Here is a 14,535-nt window from a genome sequence, read left to right as displayed (position 1 = left end):
CACGTGGGGTCTGGCCTTCGTTGTTGGTCGGTGGCGATCGACGATCCGGGTGATGGTCGTCCGCCCGTACGTCCACGCCCATCCCCATGCATGCGCTGGCGCGATCAAGGCAGTTCACCGACCGGCGCGACGGTATGCGTCCCATCGCCGGTGCACCGCCAAACGGCCATCCCATGTTCGTATCCGGCGTGCAGGCCACGATCGTGCGTGGCGCAGACAGGCCACACTTCAGAATCATTCCCATGAACGTTTCTTGGACAGCATCGGCGACTTCCCCGAGCGCACCTTGAGCGCTACTGCCCGCGATGGGGTCGATGCCGTTGCCGTGATAACCACCAAGGAACTCCACCCAGGCGCGACCCCTGCTGTCCCAGTCGTGAGTGACCAAGCGAAACGTACTGGTGATCCCTCCGGCGCGAACGTCGCGCTTCACGACCTCCAGCGCATGCTCCAGCGTCGCCCACAGACGGGGTTCGAGGGCGAAGCTCGGCTCGAAGTTGGCGTCACGGAGAAGGCTCTCGCCCAGGCGGGTCAGGTCGGCCGCGGTCAGATGGGCAGCGGGGCGTTCGAGGATCTCCTGCGTCGCCGGAGTACTCATACCCCATTCCTCCAGCGAGCAGGCAAGTTCGAGGACGGGTTCGGCGTCGAGGCCGCCGTCACGCAATGCCGTGTATATACGGCCCAACAACTCGTCTACCAGCTGTTCGGCTCGCTCTTCGGAGTGCACGCTGCAGTGTTGCCTACCGCATGAACCCAGGCAAGCGAGATCTCCCGCGCGGTATCGACGCCGGCATGCCGGATCGCCTACTCCTCGAACCAGGCCACCAAGCGGACAGCATCGTCTCCGTGGACGTGCGCGAGCGTGCGCATGACTGTCCATACCCCGTGCCACAGGCTGTCAGGCGGTACGGCATGGCCGCGCGTGGCACGCTCAACACGGAAGACGGTGTCTCCGTCCTTCCACTCGGTGCCTTCGTCCCACAGCACGGCGATCTGATCAGGATCAACTGCCAAGGTGTTCACGCCACTTACCCGAGCGAATCTGCGGCTCCATACCGAACGGTATACGAGTTCGAGGCTCTGATCAGGAAGCCGTCGATACTGGGCCACGTTGGTCGGATGGAGGGCTGGTTCATCCCAGTCGATCGCGGCGACCTCATCCCCGTTCAACCACGTGACACCGAAGGCAGCTTCTCCCCATTCCGCCAACCCCGCTTTGGTGCTCTCCGACGCATCCTGAGGAAGTCCGCGACCGGCCGCGACCGGCCGCCAGTGACCTGAGCTGCGAACGCCGAAGAGACAATCTAAGGCAGCGTAATCTCTCCCCACCAACATCCCTAGCGAGATAGCGGCGCACCACGCGGTCTCCCCGACATCGAGTCCGGGAGTCCATGTGCGGCACTCGATGAATCCGTGGATGTCGGCTCCCATGCCGAGATCTTCTTCTCCGCGCATGGTGCTGTCCAACCCTTCACGATCACGAGCGCTCTCCGGTGAGGGCCGCAGGTTGCCGAGGCAGTCTTCCCAAGCTGACAGTGCCTTGGCCGTACAGCCACAGCTACAGCCAAGGGGGTGAACGACGGCGGAATCCCGCGGACGTCTACGGACAGTGCGACCGCAGGTCAGATCTTCTGACCTGCGATCGGATCGACGCAAGCCGCTCCGCTCCGATCGGCCACTCGGCCTCAAGACGGCGCACACGGCGATTAACGGCTCTATCAGCGGCTATGCCAACCTCTACGCCATGCACATCAGAGCCGGTACCCAGGACGACGCCGAGCCCATCGCAGAGCTCCACACTCGTAGCTGGCTGACCGCCTATGCCGAGATCATGCCCGCCAGCTACCTGAACGGGCCCATGCTCGACGAGCGCAAGGCCATGTGGAGCACGCGGCTCGCCACTGTCACCGCGGAGCAGGATCACACCCGTTGCCTGCTCGTCGCCGCCGACGGCGACGCCCTCCTGGGGTTCGCCTATCTCGCCGTCGAAACCGACGGGCGCATCCTGCTCGACAACCTGCACGTCGAGCCGGAGCGCAAGCAGTCCGGCATCGGCCGCCAACTCGTCCATCACGCCTTTGGGTGGGCCGCCGAGCGACACCCTGACAAGACGGTCTACCTGGAGGTGTTGCGCGACAACCTCGCCGCGATCGCCTTCTACCGGCGCCTCGACGGCCGGCCGACCAGGGAGTTCATGGAACGCTTCCCCGCGGGATTCGAACTACCCGTCGTCGAGTACACATGGGGTCCTGACAACGTCCGAAGCCTTGCCGACAACCGTTCCACCACCGATCGGCTCGTCTCCTAGAAGCGCCCCCGCCGCCGGTTGTTCAGCGGCTGGGGCGCGCCTGCGCTTGCGGAGTGCGGCCGGCGTCCGTCCGGGACGGGGGACGGTCAGATCAGTAGGTGGCTGAGGTGGAAGCCTGATCATCCCGCCCGGCCCGCGAGTACGCGGCAAACCAGGGAGTCATCGCGTGACCCAACCCGGCAAGGTCCTCTACATCATCGTCTGCGCCGCCGGCCCCGCCCCCGATGTCGGCTGCCTCGTCACCCTCGCCCGAGATGCCGGCTGGACCGTCCAGATCATCGCCACCCCGTCGGCACTCGACTTCATCGACGTCGCCGAACTGGAGGAGCAGACCGGCCGCCCCGTCCGCAGTCAGTACCGCAAACCCCACGAACCCAAGTCCCCCAGAGCCGACGCCATCATCGTCGCCCCAGCCACCTACAACACCATCAACAAGTTCGCCCAAGGCGCCGCCGACACCTACGCACTCGGCCTGCTCTCCGAAGCACCCGGGCTTGGCATCCCGGTGGTGATCCTGCCCTTCGTCAACACCGCACTGGCATCACGCAGCCCGTTCCAGCGCAGCGTCGACCAACTCCGCGCCGAAGGCGTCCGCGTCCTGCTCGGCCCCGGCCAGTTCGAGCCGCACCCGCCAAGCTCCGGGGCCGAGCGCATCGACGGCTACCCCTGGTCACTGACTCTGGAGAACCTGCCGAATTGATCCTTGGTCATCAGTGTTGATCACGGGGCGGAAGGAACCGACGCCCAGGTCTGCGACGAGCAGCGTCCGCAGGACAGCGGGATTCTGATGAGAAGATGGCGGCAGGCGATCAGCTGACGGCAGCCGACAGGGAGGCCTGTGTCCGCAGGTGAGACTCGAGTATGGGATCCGTTCGGCACACTCGGCCGGGTCCTGTGGATCGGCGGGGGGCAGTGGGCCGGCAAGTCCACCGTGGCCCGGCTGCTGGCCCAGCGATACGGACTGACCGCCTATCACTACGACTACCACGACGCCCGTGGCCACAACGATCGCCGGATCACTCGCCGTGTCCGGCTCGGTCAGCCTCCTGAGGACCCTGACCCCGATGTCACCTGGGTGAACACCACCCCGCAGGAAATGGCCGCCGAAACGCTGGCCGGCTTCCCCGTCCGGTTCGCATGGGTACTGGACGACCTGCGGGCTCTGGTCGCCGGACGCCCCATCGTCGCCGAAGGCTGGGGGCTGCGCCCCGAGCTGGTCGTACCCGTCGCCGGCTCGTCCCGGCAGATGGTCGTCATGGTGCCCACCGAAGAATTCCGCGACCGGCAACTACGCACCCTCACCCGGGCCGCCACCCTCGGACACAACGTCAGCGACCCCGCCCGGGCCCAACGCAACCGGCTCGAACGAGACCGCCTCATCGCCGACGATGCCCTCCGCACCGCCCGGCGCCTGGGCATCCGCGTGATCGAGGTCGATGGGACCCTCGACGCCACCGCTGTCGCCGACCTCGTCGCCGACCACTTCCGTCCCTACCTGCCACCACCGGAAGATCATGAGGCAGCCCGCGACGGGACCCGATCACCCTCGGAGGCGCCCGAAGCGCCCTGATGCCCCGTGGCCGCCCACCGGGGTCACGAGGGCCGTCATTCCCGCGAAGCCGGCACGGCGAAGGGGTCCCCGCCCTCCCGGACTCAAGCCTGACCAGGGTCGAGGGCGAGAGCCCGGTCGAGAGCGAGCGTGTGCTCGGGCCTGGCCAGGATGGCCAGGGCAGCCTGTTGACGTCGGTGCAGGGCCTTGGCCTGTGCGCGGAGGGCGCGGAGACGGGCACGCATGCGCAGCCGGCTCCGCCACGGGTGCCAGAGCGCCTGGAGGAGGAGCTGGGTGGTCCCCTCCCGGTAGTCATCGCCGGCAGCGGTGAGCGCGTCGAGGTCCGCCTCATCCAGGACGCCGCCGAGGCGGAAGTCGATGAGGCGTAAGACCTCGCACTGGAGCGCCTGTTCCTCACCGCCGCCCGCGAAATCCAGGACTCTGCGCGGCACACCGGCGGACAACGCGCTCACGACGAGGCCATCGAGCGCTTCGCGCAGCGCGCGTTCGGCGTCCATGCCGTCCTCAAGCTGCACCGACAGCCTGAAGTGCTCCGCGGCCGGCAGGCGTTCGCCCGCCACGTACCGGATCCGTCGCCTGTTCCTGGCCCCCCTCGGTGCGATGTCGCGGACACCGGCCCGTACCGCGGCGACGCGTTGGAGCCGCTGCTGCACGTCGGCGCGCAGGTGGCGCCGCTCATGGTTACGCGCCAGGTACGTGGTCACCGAGGCGCCCACGATGCCGCCGGCGGTGGTGTACACGAGGTCGATCAGTTCAGCCATCGCTGCCGGCCTGAGGAGCGCCGAACGCCGACGCGAACGGCTGCTCGACGATCGTGCTCAGGCCGTGGCCTCGGTGAAGAACGCGGCGAGCACGGGGGCGATGGCCTCCGGGTCCACGTTGTGGGGTTGACCGGTGAGGGTGGCTCGCCGTACGTCCGGCAGCAGATCGGCCACGGCCTGCGCCGTGCTGCTGATCCACGGGATCGTCTCGCCGTCGATCACCAGAGTGGGCGCCGTGACGCCGGTCAGCCGGTCGGCGGGCAGGGAGAAGTCGCCGGTGATGGTGGCGTCGTAGATGAGCGTGTGGGCCACGGCCTCCATCGCCGGCCAGCCCGGGAAGTCGCGCATCGGGGCCACGTACTCGGCCGGAATGCCGACCGCGGCGGTGAGGAACAGCTCGCACATGTCGCCCCTGCGGCCCTCGGCCAGCAGGGCCACGAGCTGCTCCCGGTAGTCGGCCGGCACCGGCGTACGGGTGCCGGGCAGGATGTAGGGGACCTCCCACACCGCCAGCCTGTCGACGGCGAGCCCGCGGGCGGCGGCCTCCAGGGCGATGATTCCGCCACCGGAGGTGCCGTACAGGTGTGCCGAACCGCCCGCCGCGGTGATGATCGCCTCGATGTCCTCGAACTCGCGGTCCACCGCGTAGGGGGCGGTGTCGCCGCTGTCGCCACGGCCGCGCCGGTCGTAGTTGTAGACGGTCAGGTCCTTGGCCAGCAGTTCGGCCAGGGGCGCGGTCGCCGACCGGTCATTGGGACCGGCGCCGATGAGGATCACCGCCGGGCCCTGCCCGATCCGGTCGTAGGCGATCGCCGTGCCGTCCTGCGAGATGACCTTGTTCATGTCGGCTCCCTCGTGTTCGTCCTTGTCGGTTACATGATCAGAGTGCTCCCCGCGGCCCTGGTCCCGCATCCGTGCTCTCCACCGATTCGCCACTGAGAGATCCATCGCGCCCGCACGTACGTGATGATGTCCGCATGATCGCAAAGGTGTCCCAGCGCGAGGCCGAGGTGCTGGCGGCGGTCGCGGAGCGGCTGTCGAACGCGCAGATCGCGAACAGGCTGCACATCTCCGTCCGCACGGTCGAGAGCCACGTCGCCTCGCTGCTGCGCAAGTACGGCGTGGCCGACCGGCAGGAGCTGGCTCGGCAGGTGCCGCAGGCGGGTGTGGACCGCGACATCCCGGACGCGCCGCAGGCGGGGATTCCCACCCCGATGACCTCGTTCGTCGGGCGCGAGCGGGAACACGAGGCGATCCTGGCGGCGTTCGGCGCCTCCCGGCTGGTCACCCTGCTGGGGCCGGGCGGCGCGGGCAAGAGCCGCCTCGCGGCGGAGATCTGCTCCTCGTACCCGGCGGGCGGGGCGTTCGTGGATCTGGTTCCCGTACGGGATGGGTTCGTGACGCAGGCGGCGGCCAAGGTGCTCGGGGTCAGTGAGCGCGCCAGGCAGCCGTTGGAGGATGCCGTCATGGAACGGCTTCGCCGGGATCGGGCGCTGCTCATCCTCGACAACTGCGAGCACGTGCTGGACACCGCAGCCGGTTTCGCGGAGCGAATGCTGGCAGCCTGTCCGGGCACGCGGATCCTGGTGACGAGCCGCGAGCGCCTCGGCGTGCCGGGCGAACGTACGGTGCCGATCGGCCCGCTGCCTCTGGCCTCCGACGCGGAGGCGCTGTTCCTCGACCGTGCCACCGCGGCCGATCCGGAGTTCGACGCCGACCCGGCCCTGCTGACGGAGATCTGCGCCCGGCTCGACGGCATTCCCCTCGCCATCGAGCTCGCCGCGGCCCGCAGCGCCTCCCTGGGGCTTGCCGGACTGCTGGTCGCGCTCGACGACACTCTGAGGCTGCTCACCGGGGGACGGGCAGCCGACCAGCGGCATCGGTCGCTGCGCGCGGTGCTCGAATGGAGTCACGACCTGCTCGACGACGAAGAGCAGGCGCTGTTCCGGCGGCTGTCGGTGTTCTGCGGCGGCTTCGACCTGGCCGCCGCGACGGCGCTCACCGCCGGCCGCCGGCCCGGCGCCGTGAGCGATGTGCTGGGGCGACTCGTCGACAAGAGTCTCGTCGTACGCGCCCCGGGGACGGCGAGCCGATGGCGGCTCCTGCAGACCGTCAGGGCCTTCGCCGAGGATCTGTTACGTGGCGCCGGTGAGTACGACGAGGCTCGGGAACTCCATCTGCTGTGGGCCGCCGGCACCGCGACAGCGATAGAGGAGCGGCTGATAGCCGCCAGACAGCATGGGGCCAGGGCAGCGGCGCCGATCGAGGTCTGGCGGCGGGAGTTCGACGGGGTCGCGGACGATCTCCGTGCGGCGCTGGCCGCCGCACCGCCCGGACCGGGCGGGGCGGGGCACCATCTGGCCCGCTCGCTGGGTCACCTCACCTTCGCCCGCCGGTTCCTGGCGGAGGCCCAGGGCCACTACCTGCAGGCAGCGCAACGGGCGCCCGGTCCCGCCGAAGCGGCCAAGGACCTGCGTAGCGCGGCCGACTGCTCCCTGGACAACATCTCCGGGCAGTACGTGTTCGACCTGCTGCTCGCCTCAGCGGCACAGGCCCACGCCGCAGGCGACAGGAACGGCCGCGCGGTGGCCCTGGCCCGTGCGGTGGAGACGGCAGCGAGGTTTCTCGCCTCCTTCTCCGAAGGCATTCCCGGCGAGCGGCTTCGCCGTCATCTCACGGAGGCCGCCGAGGCCGGAGACCCCGGCGACCCGATCGTGGCGGCGGCCCTCGCCGCGGCGGCAGCCTGGACCGAGCGGCCGGCCGCCTTCGACCCGGACCCGACCCTGGCCGCCAGGGCACTCGCCGTCGCACGGGCGACGGGCGACGCCGTGCTCATCAGCGCGGGGCTCGACGCGGTGACGACCGCCGCCGTACGGGCCGGTCGGCATCGCGAAGCCCGGGGGTACACCGAGGAGCGGCTGGCCCTGCTGTCGGAGATGGACCGCGACGACCCGCGTTCGGCCATCGAGATCGTGGACACCCTGCACGTGGCCTGCACTGACGCGATCGTCGCGGGAGATCTGCCCGCGGCGATCACTGCCGGTCGGCTCATGGTGGCCGACGACCTCGTCGGCGACCACCCGTACATCTCGGCCAGCAGGCTGATCCCCGCGCTCGTCCTCACCGGAGACCTCGGGCCGGCCCTGCGCTACGGCGAACGGATGTGGGAGGGCTGGGAACGAGCCGGCCGCCCTCCGGCCGGATGGCTGCTGCCTTCGGTGTCGGCTGTCGCGCTCGCCTACGGACTTCTCGACGACCGGGTCCGTTTTCGGCTCTGGCGTCACAGAGCCGGCGTGGTGGTGGACCATGCGCGGGTCGGGCATGCCCGGCTGACCTCCTTCGGGGCGTTCGTCGACGCGCGGGCCGCGTTGCACTCCGGCGACCTGAGCGACGCCGCCGTCCTGGTGGAGCGGGCTTTCGGTACGTTCTCCATGGGACGTTATGAGGCGTACGCGCAGGCGGCGGGAGCCGAGCTGGCCGTCGTCGCCGGGCTGCCCGACGCCCCGGAACGGCTTGCGGCCGCGCTCCTGACAGCCGGTGAGAACTACTGGGCCTCCGCGTGCCTCGCTCGCGCCGGCGGCAGGCTCCACGCGGACCAGGACGCGCTGGCGGCCTCGGTCGCCCAGTGGGAGGGCATCGGCGCCCGGCTGGAACGAGCCCACACCCTCCTGCTGATCCCGCATCGCGCCGAAGAGGGCCGAGCCGCCCTGGACGCTCTGAGACCACCTCAGTAGGCGACCTCCGGCACCCCGGTCGGGCGAACACGGGCTGGACGCGGATGCGCGGCGGGACGCCCGCGACTACGGGCTGCAGGACCCCCTGCTGTCGGCGACTCGCAAACTCAGCGACGTGCCGTAGTGCTCGCGCATGCTCTGGCCGGCGGGCGGGTCCTGGGTGCAGACGGTGCGTTCGAGGTGCGCATTGTCGTCGTACCCCTCGATCATGAGGGGCTCGCTGCTGACGTACGGGAAGCCGAGCTGCAAGGCGGCCTGTTTCGCCTCGTGGCCTGTCTTGCCGACGTAGTTCGGCACGACGGCCCAGTGGGTGACGCGGCCGTCAGGCGGGCAGGGCACCTGCGGAGGCAGGAAGCCGAACTCCACCTTCTTCGCCGAAGAGTCCTCGACCTGTGTGCAGACGATCCAGGTACCGGAGTAGGACTCACCGTCGAACAGATGACCGTCCGGCAGGGCCCTGTACGCGCTGGTATAGGCAGGCCAGGAACGTCGGAACTCGTCACTGACGGCGTCGAGCGTCTTTCCCTTGAAAGAGGGCAACGCAGGTGACGGACGTTGCGATTCTGTGCCGCTCCCACCGGTCGCTCCGGTGGAGGCGTTGTCCTCGCCCCCGCCCGAGCAGGCCGTCAGCCCGAGCACGGACACCGTCAACAGACCGAGAACACGGAGCCTGATCCCCACCATTGCGCTTTCGCTCCCCGAGCGTGATCGGACACGACACGACGATCATGGTCATCTTCGCGTCGCAGGGCAACGCATTGGCGATCGTTCGGTATCAGTGTGTGCGGGCGACGACTACGGATTTGTTGAGTTCACGCTTGGACGCTGAGGTGCGGGCCGACTCCTACGCTGGTTCGTACATGAGCGCGACGGGCGCGGACAGTGTGGATCGAACGGGAAACGATGACGGCGGCCCCGGCCAGCGCGGCTGTGGCGGCCCAGATGTAGAGCGCGAGCCAGACGTAGGTGATCTGGTCCAGCGTGCCCACCCTGTTCATCAGGAGGCCGATCAGGTCGGCCAGGCCGACGAAGAGCGCGATCGGCAGCGCGTAGGGGACCATCCGTACGGCGAGGCGCCACATGGGGCGGCCCGCTCGGCGGCGGGCCCAACTGCGGGCACGGTAGGCCCCCAGGAAGCCGAGTCCGAGGTTGAGCAGGGTCAGGCCGCCCAGCCAGGGGTCCGCGGCCGTGGTGAAGGGCGCGGCTCCGGCGTCGGGGCGGCCCTCGATGATGTCGATCAGGCCGTCGGTGATGAGGAGCGCGTCGTCACCGGAGATCATTCCAGTGTTGGTGACGACGGCGATGCCATATCCGGTGGCGGGCAGGAGGGTCTGCGCGGAGTTGTGGGTGAGCAGCCAGCCGGTGTGCCGGAGTTGCGGCGCTCCACCGGCGGTCCTCCCGCTCTGCCATCCCATGCCATAGGTGCTGCCGCCCACACCGGACGCGGTCTGGGCGGTCTTCACGGTCTTCTCGGGGAAGACGCCGCCGGCACCGTTCTGCGTGATCAGCCATTCAGCCAGATCGCCGGCGGTGCTGACGACGCCGAAAGAGCCATTGAGGAACCATTTCGGGTGGGAGCGCTCTATGAGGCGGCCGTAGGCGCGGATGTAACCGGCGCCCTCGCCGGGAAGGTCTCTGGTGGTGTTCACGGTCCTGGTGGACGTCATGCCGAGCGGACGGAACACGGTGGCGGCCATGTAGTCGGCGAACGGCACGCCGGCCACCACCTCGACCAGCCGGGCCGCGACGGCATAGTTGGGGTTGTGGTAGGCCATCTTCGTGCCCGGATCGGTGGCGAGCGGGGCGGTGCGCAGCATCGCGACGGCGTCCTTGAGGGTGTCCGGCGCGGGCAGCGTCAGCTCGGGGAAGGTCTGATCGCTCATCCCGGAGGTCTGCTGGAGCAACTGCCGCACAGTGATCTTCTCAGCGCGGGCGTCGGCCATGGTGAATTCCGGCAGGTACGTCCTAACCGGGGCGTCCAGCCTGATCTTGCGCTGGTCGGCGAGGTGCAGCACCGCCAGTGCCGTGAACGACTTGGAGATCGAGGCGAGCGGCATCGGCGTGTCCTTGGTGATCGCCTCGCCGTCGGCCGTGTGGCCGTAACCCGCGACATGTACGACCTGATCATTCTTGGTGACCGCGACCAGGGCACCGGGCAGCCGGGTCCGTGTGACGTAGTCACGCATGTAGGCATCGACCGTGCTCGCACTCAGCTCGCCGGTCTTCGGCGCAGTCATCGAGGCACTCGCCGCCGTCACCCCTGCCGCCAGTGACACACCGGTAAGTACGGCAATCGCCGCGATCGTGCGTATCCTCATCGAGTTTCCCCCGAGCTCTTCGTCCGCTGAGAAACGAACGTTAGAAGTCGGCGGGGGCGCCGCACAGCGTACGATCGGCGGGACCTCACCCTGACTTTCGTCAGGTATCCGGGGTCCGGGCTGCGTGGCACGCCGAGTTCCCACGTCGCGTGCCAGCCCGGCTGGGACGTCAGGTCAGGTGGATCCGCACAGCCTGTTGAGCTCCGCGACGTCTGTATTGATATCCGCGATCACCTGGTTGGGATCGCCGCCGGTCATGCCGGTCAAGCGGAAGTTCAGCTCCCGGAATTCGGCCGCCAACCGGCTGATCTTCGCCCCCACCACTCCCTGCGCGTCGAGGACCGCGCCCATCAGGTCGCTGTACGTCTGCTGAGCCGCGGCCGCCTGGCTGCTGCGGACGGTCCCGGCGTTGCGCACGTATGCGGTCAGCGCCGCCGCCGCCTCATCGCAGCCGCCGGGACGGACCGCTGCCAGCGGTGTGGGGGAGACCGGATCCGCTCGCTCGGGGCTCGGCTTTGGTCGCCGGGGCTTGCGGGACTCAGGTGACGGGCTCGGGGTCGGCGGTGCGGGCCGGGTGGTGACCGGATCCGGCGACGATGACTGCTCGGCCGGGGTGGGGACCACCGGGTCGGACCGGGTGGACGGAGGCGGGGTCGGCAGAGGCGGGGTCGGGGTCGGGGTCGGCGGCATCAGGTAGGCGACGAGCGCGACCACGGCGGCGACCGCAGCGGCCAGAGCGCTCACTGCCGTCCAGTCCAGGCGCAAGCCCGCTCCTCCGCCCGCCCTCGGAGGCTGCGCCGATCCGCTCTTCGTCATGCCCTCATCGTGGCCGAGCCGCCGAGCTCGGTCCATGTCTCCTGCTGATCTTCTCGAACCGACAGGTCATAGATCATCGTTCAGCCAGCCGGCCAGTTCGGCGACGGAGGAGACCGCGCGGAGGCCAGGCCTGACCTCCGCGGTGGCCGGGCCGAGGTGGCAGTAGGGGACGAAGGGCAGGCACACCAGACCGAGGATTCCGCCATACCCGGAGAAGTCATAGTTGTCTCCGCTTCGGTGGGCGATCAGGGTGCCCAGGCGCGACTCCCACTCGGCCACGAAGGAGTCGCAGCGGGCGGCCAGGTTCCGGATGACGGCATGCTCGCCGGAGTCGTACTCCGGGCTGTAGGGGACGCTCTTGGCCGACACCGCCAGCAGCACGCCGTCGCGTTCACCGACCGCGTCCAGGTCGGTCACCGTACGCCCGCCGACGCGTAACGCCCGCCCGCGGAGCGCGCGCAGACGATCACCCGGCCGCCAGGCCGAGGCGTCGATGACCTCCTGGACGTCGCGTTCGAAGTGACTGGCGCGCAGATTGACCAGGCGGCCGCCGCCGCGGCGGGCCACGGTGGTCAGGTGACGCAGATGGGCGGTGGCTGCGAGCAGGTCCACGTAGAGGCCGTCCGGAACCAGGCGGATCACCGGGCCCGGGATGAGCGGCCAGAACGACCCGCGCAGGTCGAGCAGCGTCTGCCAGGAGGCATCGGGGTCCGCATCGTGGAAGGCGGCGGTGAAGCTCGCGTGGTCGTACAGGGCGTAGCCGCGCTGGAGCACGGAGACCAGGCTGTCGAGCGAAACCATCGCGGCACGCATGCAGGCCAGCACCGCGGACAGCTCGGCACCCCACCAGGGTTCACCGGCGGGGGTGAGCTCCTGGAACGCGCGCAGGGTGCCCTGCTGGAAGCAGGCGACGCCGTACGCGGCGTCGATGGCGACCGTGTCGACGATCGGCGGCAGATCGAGGACCGGGCGCAGCAGGTCCGCGTCGACCTCCACCGTCGCGGAGGAGCGCATCCTGACCGCGCCCATGACGGTGCCCGCTTCCGCCACGTCTTCGGCCCGCACGACCAGGCGTGCTCCCGTCGGTGTGAACAGGTCGTCCGCGGGATCGCTGATCCGCCGGTCGTAGAGCTCGACCGCGCGGGCGGTGGCGTCGTCGTACCTGAGGACGTGCCGCCCGTCGACCGACAATCTGAGAGTGGCGCCCTTCGCGCACGCCCGGTACATGGCCTGGTAGGTGACCGCGGCGGAGGCCGTGATGACCAGGCTGGTCAGGGCGTGGACCGTGGCGGGGGTGATCTCGAAGCGCAGACCGTCCTCCCCCCGCGCAGGAGCCGCCGCGGCGGTGGATCGAGCGCTCAACACCTCGGCCGCCGCGTGCCGTACCGGTCCGGTGGTGGGGTGCCTTCCGGACAGATGTCCATGCGGCAGGCGACGCAGCAGGAACAGCCACTGCGCCGGCGAGAGCGACTGGCTGATCTCGGTGCCGGCCCGTTCGAGGGCTCCGATCAGCCCGGCCAGGTGGGCGCAGGCGTCCGCACTGTCCAGGACCCGCCCGGGCTCGCCGCCGACGTTCACACGGCGCAGCAGCTCGGCTTCGAGCGCCGCCGTACGGGGCCAGACCGCCGCGACCAGCTCACCGACCTGGCGCGCAGTGGGGTCCTCGAGGCGGACGGTGAAGCTCAAAGCCGGCTCGCGGCGAGCTCCTGGACCTGGTCGACCCGGCCGTCCGCGTGGTGGCGCAGGCCGACGACGAGGCCGTCCAGGATGATCTCGGCCTGGACGTACCCGGCGGGCACGCGCTTGGACTTGAAGAGCACGTGGCCGGCCGGGCTGACGTATCTCTTCCAGTTGACGCCCCGCTCGTCGAACACCAGATAGCCGACCTGGAAGTCGAGCGGTTCCAGACCCTCGACGATCTGGGTGATCAACCCCGCCGCCGCCTGGTCAGGGCCGGACGCCACGAAGTTGTAGGTGCCGAGCGGGCGGCGGGTGCCGGCGTCGATGTGCAGCGCGATCGGGCCGTCGGGGTGCTCAACGAGTTCGTAGAGGCCATACCTGCCCTGGATCAGGATGGTCTGGACACCTCCGGGGCGTTCCATCACCATCGGCGCGCCCAGCGGGGTGTCGCCGATGAGGTCACTGATCCACCGGACCAGCTCTGTCAGATCGTGAGATGCCACTCCGGGCCGCCTTGGGTAGGAGTTCGGGAAAGTCCGTGCGGAGCTGGTCGGCGACCTCGGCATGCGGAACCAGCTCCAGGTTGGAGATCCGGCGCCGGGGCACGAGGGCGCCGCCGGGGTCGAGGAACGTGATGAGCGCGCGCAGGTTGGCGCCGGCGGCGATGAGCCGGTCGACGACGTAGGGGTCCCCCTGGGCGGCGTGCTGCAGGAACGCGTCCAGATCGGCGAACCAGCGGCGGAGCTGGGCGTCGCGTTCGTGCGCCACGGCGAACGAGGAGAAGCTGAGAGGCGCCTTCCCCTCCTGGTCCAGCGCGACCTCGCCCATGGCCGACAGCATCAGCCGGGGAAGCTGCGAGGCATCCACCGCAGCCGAGTCTTTCGACCAGCCGAAGTAGGAGAAGCTGGACAACGCCTTGAAGGGGCCGTAGAGCCGTCGGTTGAACCGTTTCCCGAAGCGCGAGGATTCGTACGGCAGGAAGCCGAACTCCTCCTCGATGCTCCGCACCCACGCCAGAAAGTTCGCGAAAGTATATATGCTGCTCAACCGGTAATACGGCGATGATTCATACCAGTCCTCGCCGATATTCCGCACGAAATTGTTGATGCGGCGCTCCAGCGACTCGGCGGAGCGGACCAGTGGCGTCGTATATTTCCGGACCGTGACGCTTGTCGCACGTCTCGCCCCGAAGAAGGGACGCAGCAAATCCTCGAAGAAGAACTTCACTCCTGCGCCGATGATCCCACCCACGAGGGACGAGAGCAGAATCCAGAGAACGGAGTACTGCTGGAACGAGCGCGTCAACCAGTCCGTCATCGTGTCTCCGTCAGGACGCCCCGCCGTGATT

14 protein-coding genes are annotated in these 14,535 nt (G+C 69.2%); 5 read left to right on the top strand and 9 right to left on the bottom strand.

The genetic code is table 11. The features are described 5' to 3' along the window. The first annotated feature begins 253 nt into the window (after positions 1-253). Positions 254-751, top strand: a complete 498-nt coding sequence (locus tag MTP10_RS37275; protein ID WP_310716001.1) for a hypothetical protein — start codon at positions 254-256, stop codon at positions 749-751. A gap of 53 nt (positions 752-804) precedes the next feature. Here MTP10_RS37275 and MTP10_RS37270 read toward each other — a convergent pair whose 3' ends face one another. Next, positions 805-1,467 carry a hypothetical protein gene (locus MTP10_RS37270; RefSeq protein WP_310716000.1) on the bottom strand — a complete coding sequence of 221 codons (663 nt, stop codon included), beginning with the start codon at positions 1,465-1,467 and terminating at the stop codon, positions 805-807. A gap of 277 nt (positions 1,468-1,744) precedes the next feature. Between MTP10_RS37270 and MTP10_RS37265 the strand changes: the two genes are divergently transcribed. The 3 genes from MTP10_RS37265 (at position 1,745) to MTP10_RS37255 (ending at position 3,878) form a co-directional block, all read left to right on the top strand. Beyond that, positions 1,745-2,308, top strand: coding sequence for a GNAT family N-acetyltransferase (locus MTP10_RS37265; protein ID WP_310715998.1), 564 nt, complete (start codon positions 1,745-1,747; stop codon positions 2,306-2,308). Between the two features lie 166 nt (positions 2,309-2,474). Next, positions 2,475-3,008, top strand: a complete 534-nt coding sequence (locus MTP10_RS37260; protein ID WP_310715996.1) for a flavoprotein — start codon at positions 2,475-2,477, stop codon at positions 3,006-3,008. 138 nt (positions 3,009-3,146) lie between these two features. Continuing rightward, a complete protein-coding gene (locus tag MTP10_RS37255; protein ID WP_310715994.1) occupies positions 3,147-3,878 on the top strand; it encodes a hypothetical protein in 732 nt (243 codons plus the stop codon). 83 nt (positions 3,879-3,961) lie between these two features. Here MTP10_RS37255 and MTP10_RS37250 read toward each other — a convergent pair whose 3' ends face one another. After that, complete coding sequence (locus tag MTP10_RS37250; protein WP_310715993.1) at positions 3,962-4,639, bottom strand: hypothetical protein; 678 nt, start codon at positions 4,637-4,639, stop codon at positions 3,962-3,964. 57 nt (positions 4,640-4,696) lie between these two features. Continuing rightward, on the bottom strand, positions 4,697-5,482 hold the full coding sequence (locus MTP10_RS37245) for an alpha/beta hydrolase (RefSeq protein ID WP_310715991.1): 786 nt from the start codon (positions 5,480-5,482) through the stop codon (positions 4,697-4,699). A 134-nt stretch (positions 5,483-5,616) separates the two neighbouring features. Between MTP10_RS37245 and MTP10_RS37240 the strand changes: the two genes are divergently transcribed. Further along, positions 5,617-8,373 (top strand): LuxR C-terminal-related transcriptional regulator, encoded by a 2,757-nt coding sequence (locus MTP10_RS37240; protein ID WP_310715989.1) that lies wholly within the window; start codon positions 5,617-5,619, stop codon positions 8,371-8,373. A gap of 66 nt (positions 8,374-8,439) precedes the next feature. Here MTP10_RS37240 and MTP10_RS37235 read toward each other — a convergent pair whose 3' ends face one another. From MTP10_RS37235 to MTP10_RS37210, 6 genes are all read right to left on the bottom strand, one after another. After that, positions 8,440-9,057, bottom strand: a complete 618-nt coding sequence (locus MTP10_RS37235; RefSeq protein WP_310715987.1) for a PASTA domain-containing protein — start codon at positions 9,055-9,057, stop codon at positions 8,440-8,442. 128 nt (positions 9,058-9,185) lie between these two features. After that, positions 9,186-10,610: a serine hydrolase domain-containing protein gene (locus MTP10_RS37230; protein ID WP_310715984.1), complete on the bottom strand. Its 1,425-nt coding sequence runs from the start codon at positions 10,608-10,610 to the stop codon at positions 9,186-9,188. A 255-nt stretch (positions 10,611-10,865) separates the two neighbouring features. Further along, entirely contained in the window at positions 10,866-11,456 is a 591-nt protein-coding gene (locus tag MTP10_RS37225; protein ID WP_310715983.1) for a hypothetical protein, read from the bottom strand. A gap of 117 nt (positions 11,457-11,573) precedes the next feature. Beyond that, a complete protein-coding gene (locus tag MTP10_RS37220) occupies positions 11,574-13,193 on the bottom strand; it encodes a hypothetical protein (RefSeq protein ID WP_310715981.1) in 1,620 nt (539 codons plus the stop codon). Beyond that, positions 13,190-13,690 carry a hypothetical protein gene (locus tag MTP10_RS37215; RefSeq protein ID WP_310715979.1) on the bottom strand — a complete coding sequence of 167 codons (501 nt, stop codon included), beginning with the start codon at positions 13,688-13,690 and terminating at the stop codon, positions 13,190-13,192. The genes MTP10_RS37220 and MTP10_RS37215 overlap by 4 nt, the downstream gene beginning before the upstream one ends. After that, positions 13,647-14,492, bottom strand: coding sequence for a hypothetical protein (locus MTP10_RS37210; RefSeq protein ID WP_310715977.1), 846 nt, complete (start codon positions 14,490-14,492; stop codon positions 13,647-13,649). The genes MTP10_RS37215 and MTP10_RS37210 overlap by 44 nt, the downstream gene beginning before the upstream one ends. Positions 14,493-14,535 lie beyond the last annotated feature (43 nt).

The sequence above is a fragment of the Nonomuraea sp. 3-1Str genome (assembly GCF_031570565.1).
Lineage (GTDB): Bacteria > Actinomycetota > Actinomycetes > Streptosporangiales > Streptosporangiaceae > Nonomuraea.
This window is presented reverse-complemented; position numbering and strand designations above follow the sequence as displayed.